The sequence below is a fragment of the Salinivibrio sp. SS3 genome, assembly GCF_001722105.1.
Lineage (GTDB): Bacteria > Pseudomonadota > Gammaproteobacteria > Enterobacterales > Vibrionaceae > Salinivibrio > Salinivibrio kushneri.
The window spans coordinates 1-5,121 of sequence record NZ_MEBQ01000015.1 but is presented as its reverse complement, the minus strand read 5'-3'; the positions used below and the strand labels follow the sequence as shown (position 1 = coordinate 5,121).

5 protein-coding genes are annotated in these 5,121 nt (G+C 51.1%); 2 read left to right on the top strand and 3 right to left on the bottom strand.

All coding sequences use genetic code 11. The features are described from left to right. From BGL48_RS07055 to rluD, 3 genes are all read right to left on the bottom strand, one after another. Positions 1-2,040 (bottom strand): AAA family ATPase (locus tag BGL48_RS07055; protein WP_069362003.1); only part of this gene is annotated, 2,040 nt, incomplete at its 3' end. 77 nt (positions 2,041-2,117) lie between these two features. Continuing rightward, positions 2,118-2,840 carry a peptidoglycan editing factor PgeF gene (pgeF, locus tag BGL48_RS07050; RefSeq protein WP_069362002.1) on the bottom strand — a complete coding sequence of 241 codons (723 nt, stop codon included), beginning with the start codon at positions 2,838-2,840 and terminating at the stop codon, positions 2,118-2,120. Further along, positions 2,840-3,814, bottom strand: a complete 975-nt coding sequence (rluD, locus tag BGL48_RS07045) for a 23S rRNA pseudouridine(1911/1915/1917) synthase RluD (RefSeq protein ID WP_069362001.1) — start codon at positions 3,812-3,814, stop codon at positions 2,840-2,842. The genes pgeF and rluD overlap by 1 nt, the downstream gene beginning before the upstream one ends. A gap of 198 nt (positions 3,815-4,012) precedes the next feature. On the opposite strand from rluD, the gene bamD reads away from it, so the two are divergent. Together bamD and BGL48_RS16350 are read left to right on the top strand one after the other, a co-directional pair. Further along, positions 4,013-4,738 (top strand): outer membrane protein assembly factor BamD, encoded by a 726-nt coding sequence (gene bamD, locus BGL48_RS07040; RefSeq protein WP_069362000.1) that lies wholly within the window; start codon positions 4,013-4,015, stop codon positions 4,736-4,738. Positions 4,739-4,885: 147 nt separating this feature from the next. Beyond that, positions 4,886-5,121 (top strand): hypothetical protein (locus BGL48_RS16350; protein WP_218089798.1); only part of this gene is annotated, 236 nt, incomplete at its 3' end.

Genomic DNA, 5,121 nt, shown 5'->3' with positions numbered 1-5,121 from the left:
CTCTATCTCGTCGAGCAGAATGACAGAGTAAGGGCGGCGACGTACCGCTTCGGTCAGGTAGCCACCTTCTTCATAACCCACATAGCCTGGAGGCGCCCCCACAAGGCGAGCCACGGAGTGCTTCTCCATAAATTCGGACATATCAATCCGAACCATGGCATCTCGGCTATCGAACATAAACTCGGCAAGTGACTTACATAGCTCGGTTTTACCTACACCCGTTGGCCCTAGGAAGAGGAATGAGCCGATCGGGCGATTCGGATCCGCCAAGCCCGCTCGGCTGCGGCGAATGGCGTTGCCGACAGCACTGACCGCTTCATCTTGGCCAACCACACGCTCGTGAAGCGCTGACTCCATTTTAAGTAGCTTTTCTTTCTCGCTTTCCAGCATGCGCGAGACTGGAATACCTGTCTGGCGTGCAATGACATCTGCGATCTCCGCATCCGTGACACGGTTTTTAAGCAACGTCATTTCCTGCATCTCTGCCTGACTGGCAAGATCCAGCTGCTTCTCAAGCTCCGGAATTTTTCCGTATTGCAGCTCTGACATCCGGCTCAAATCACCCGCTCGACGAGCGATTTCCATGTCAGTACGTGCTTGCTCTAACGCTGCTTTAATGTGTTGAGCACCAGACACGGCAGCTTTCTCAGTATTCCAGACCTCTTCCAATTCTGCGTACTCACGCTCTTTTGCTTCTAACTCGTCGCGAAGCGTTTCTAAGCGCTTTTGGCTCGCACTGTCTTCTTCTTTTTCCAGTGCTTGCTGCTCTATCTTCAGTTGCACAATACGACGCTCAAGCCTGTCGAGTGAGTCTGGCTTTGAGTCTATTTGCATCCGAATACTGGAAGCGGCCTCATCAATCAGATCGATGGCTTTATCTGGCAGTTGCCGATCGGCAATATAGCGGTGTGACAAGCTCGCAGCAGCAACGATAGCCGGATCGGTAATCTCTACCGCATGATGCAATTCATAACGCTCTTTGAGGCCTCGCAAAATGGCCACCGTGTCTTCGACATTCGGCTCACTCACCAATACTTTTTGGAAACGACGCTCTAATGCCGCATCTTTCTCCACATACTGCCGATACTCATCCAGCGTGGTGGCCCCAACACAATGGAGTTCACCACGTGCAAGAGCAGGTTTGAGCATGTTGCCCGCGTCCATGGCCCCTTCAGCTTTGCCTGCGCCCACCATGGTGTGCAGTTCATCGATAAAGAGGATGACATTGCCTTCTTCTTTGGCAAGCTCGTTGAGTACCGCTTTTAGACGCTCTTCAAACTCACCTCGATACTTCGCCCCTGCAACTAATGAACCCATATCAAGAGAAAGAACGCGTTTACTGCGAAGCCCCTCTGGCACCTCACCATTCACAATGCGTTGAGCAAGCCCTTCGACAATCGCGGTTTTACCTACACCGGGCTCACCAATCAGCACTGGGTTATTTTTGGTACGGCGTTGTAACACTTGCACCGTACGACGGATTTCATCATCACGGCCAATAACAGGGTCGAGCTTGCCTTGCTCTGCACGCTCAGTAAGATCAATGGTGAATTTTTCGAGGGCTTGACGATTCTCTTCCGCATTCGGATCATCGACTTGCTGGCCGCCACGGACTTTCTCTATCGCTTCTTCAACCTTTTGCGACGTCAACCCGTGGCTACGCAACAGATCTCCCAACTGGCCTTTGTCTTCCACCGCAGCCAAAACAAAAAGCTCTGACGAGATATATTTATCTTTACGCTTTTGCGAGATTTTGTCGCACAGGTTAAATAGCGTGCCTAGGTGGTTTGAAAGCTGTACTTCGCCCCCCGTGCCAGTGACTTGTGGTAGTCGGTCTAATAACTCAGAGAGACTGGAACGCAACTGGCTCACATCCACGTTCAGCATGGTCAATAACGGGCGGATGGCACTGCTGTCTTGGTTCAGGAGCGCGGTCATCAAGTGAACAGGCTCGATGTATTGGTGATCTCGCCCTAATGCGAGTGATTGCGCATCAGAAATCGCAATTTGGAATTTACTCGTAAATCGGTCAAGGCGCATAGTTCCTCCCACTTAACACCTCTAGTTGATGAATAAATGGGCACGATTGCGGCGCTTTTCAAGCACCTTTGTCGCTTTTATTTCACCCGCCAGATGCAGGTTGCCATCCGGCCTGTTTGCCCATCTCGTCGATACGAATAAAACTGATCCGCCTGCTGGTAGGTACAAAACTCCCCACCATAAACAGCAGTAACGCTAGCCTGTTGGAGTCGTTGCGTCGCGAGCATATAAAGATCAGCTAAGTACTTGTGGCTGTCGGTAGGCATAAAGGCGACCTTGGCTTCCGGTGACAAAGTGGTAAATGCCTGATACACATCTTCCCCCACCTCGAAAGCTTGGGGGCCAATCGCAGGCCCCAGCCAAACGAGGCATCGGCTTGGCGCCTCAAACATCGATAATGTCGATTCCAGCACACCATTCAATAATCCGCGCCAACCTGCGTGGGCCGCCGCGACTTGCTGACCATCGTCACTGCAAAAAAGTACTGGCAAGCAATCAGCCGTCATGATGGTACAGACTTGGCCTGTTGTTTCGGCGAAGGCCGCATCTGCCTCAGGGTGAGGATCTTCACTTGGAAGGTGCACGACCTGCGTGCCATGTACTTGGTCCAGCCAGGTAATATCGCCCTCGACCTGCTTTGCGAGTAGCAGTCGGCTTTTGGCAACATCATCAGGTGCGTCGCCAACATGCATACCCAAGTTCCAACTCGAAAAGCGCCCATGGCTCACGCCACCAACACGCGTGGTCGTCAGCGCACGCACATTGCTTGGGGCAGGCCAGTCGGGCTCGAGGTAGCGCATCAGTATTCCTCTTCTCCATATTGGCTTTGATCATCCCTTAGCAGCTCAGTCAGTGCGACCATGTCATCTGGAATCGGAGCATGCCATTCCATTTGCTCGCCAGTGACCGGATGATCTAAACGTAGCATGGCCGCATGTAGCGCCTGGCGCCGGAATTGGCGTAAGCCTTGGATGAGCGCATCATCGGCATGACGAGGCGGTTTAGCCTTGCCACCATATAGCGGATCGCCCACTAAGGGATGATTCAAGTAAGCCATATGGACACGGATCTGGTGGGTCCGGCCCGTTTCCAAGCGCAAACGTAACCGCGTGTGGCCACGAAAATGCTCGGCCACGCGATAATGGGTGATCGCGGGCTTACCTAATTCATGCACCGCCATATGGGTGCGTTTCGTTGCGTGGCGGCCAATCGGCTTATCCACCAAACCACCACCGGTCATATTGCCAATCGCAATCGCTTCGTACTCACGGGTAATTTTCCGCTTCTGTAGCGCCCGAACTAGACGTGTTTGTGCTGGGATCGTTTTGGCGACCACCATTAATCCCGTGGTGTCTTTGTCCAAACGATGGACGATCCCTGCTCGAGGTACGTCTCCTATTTCCGGATAACGATACAAAAGACCGTTCAGTAAAGTACCATCAGGGCAACCTGCGCCTGGGTGAACAACCAGCCCCGCAGGTTTATTAATCACCAACAAGTCGTCATCTTCATAGACAATATCGAGCGGAATATCTTGCGGGATCCAACGGTCATCATCCTCGATTTCCGCAGTGATCTCGACGCTTTCTCCTCCCATCACTTTTTGACGCGGTTTATCAATGGCCACGCCATTGAGTGACACCTGACCAGCTTGGATCCAGGTTTTGATCCGAGAGCGCGAGTAATCAGGAAACAGCTCAGCGATAGCTTGGTCGAGCCGCTGACCTAGTTGATGATCTTGGATCTGATGGGATAACTCTATCTGTTGTGCCATATCGAACTTTTCTGTGATTTCTATGACTAAACCCTTGCGACAGTCGTTATAGTGGCGCTTGGCATATCGCCTGCAAACGCCTTTTGCTATAGTCGCCTGTCACTGGATAAAATAGCCGGAATAATGACATTGTATCTGTTTGCCGCTGCGACCGTAATCCAGATGGCATAAAAACTTTTCAAGGAAGTGCGATAACCCATGAAACGCCTAACCCTGACTGCGCTACTCGCAGCCTCTCTACTCGCCGGTTGTTCAAGTAACGACCAAGTCGTTCAAGACGATCCGCCATCCAAACTGTATCAGGATGCTGAAGCGCAGTTAAATCAAGGGGCTTGGATAACCGCGATTGAAAAGCTGGAAGCACTAGATTCACGCTATCCTTTTGGTGCTTATTCTGATCAAGTGCAGCTGGACCTTATTTATGCATATTACAAAAATGATGACTTAGCTTTGGCCGAAGCCACGATCGATCGTTTTATGCGTATGCACCCAGCGCACTCAGAAAGTGACTGGGTGGTTTATATGCGTGGTCTTGTCCATATGGGCCAAGATCGTAGCCTCATCCACGATATCTTACGCATGGAGCGGGATGACAGAGATCCGCAACCAGCACGTAAAGCCTTTGCCGATTTTCGTCGCTTACTTGAGCGCTATCCCAACAGTGAATATGCCGCAGATGCCAAAGCGCGGATGACCGCATTGAAAAACCGCCTTGCCAACTATGAGCTCGCCGCCGCTGATTACTACATCCGTCGCGAAGCATGGGTTGCCGCGGTTAACCGTTGCCAAGCGTTGCAGCGTGACTTCCCTGATACAGAGGCAGCCCGCGCATCGTTACCTTTGATGCTGAAAGCCTATGAAAAGCTTGGACTCGAAGAACCTGCAGAGCGAACAAGAAAACTTATCGCTAAGAACCCAGCGTAATAGTGAGTGAATAAGTTCGATAAAAAACCTCCGCCAAGGAGGTTTTTTTTATGTCTATAGATTACCGGTGAAAAGTGCGCTTCACCGAGTAATATTGGAATCGACTCTCGGCTTCAGCGTTGAGTGAGAACAGCCACACGCTTGTCGATGTATAACGGTTCAGAGAGTTTGAGGCGGCAGGTTATTGAAGCAAAACGCGCACAATGTTGGTTTAGACACAAAAAAAGCCCCGACCGTGAGGTCAGGGCTCTGTATTTTCTTATCAAAGTCTTACGCATATCTGCTTTGATGATTAAATCTGTTTTTGCCTTCAGATTTTTCCAAAAATCTGAAAACAAGAAAGCAAGCCTGGCGATGTCCTACTCTCACATGGGAACCCCACA

Bases quoted from the DNA above. Each gene is read 5' to 3' on its own strand.
- pgeF (WP_069362002.1), bottom strand. From the start codon at position 2,840: ATGCGCTACCTCGAGCCCGACTGGCCTGCCCCAAGCAATGTGCGTGCG.
- bamD (WP_069362000.1), top strand. From the start codon at position 4,013: ATGAAACGCCTAACCCTGACTGCGCTACTCGCAGCCTCTCTACTCGCC.
- rluD (WP_069362001.1), bottom strand. From the start codon at position 3,814: ATGGCACAACAGATAGAGTTATCCCATCAGATCCAAGATCATCAACTA.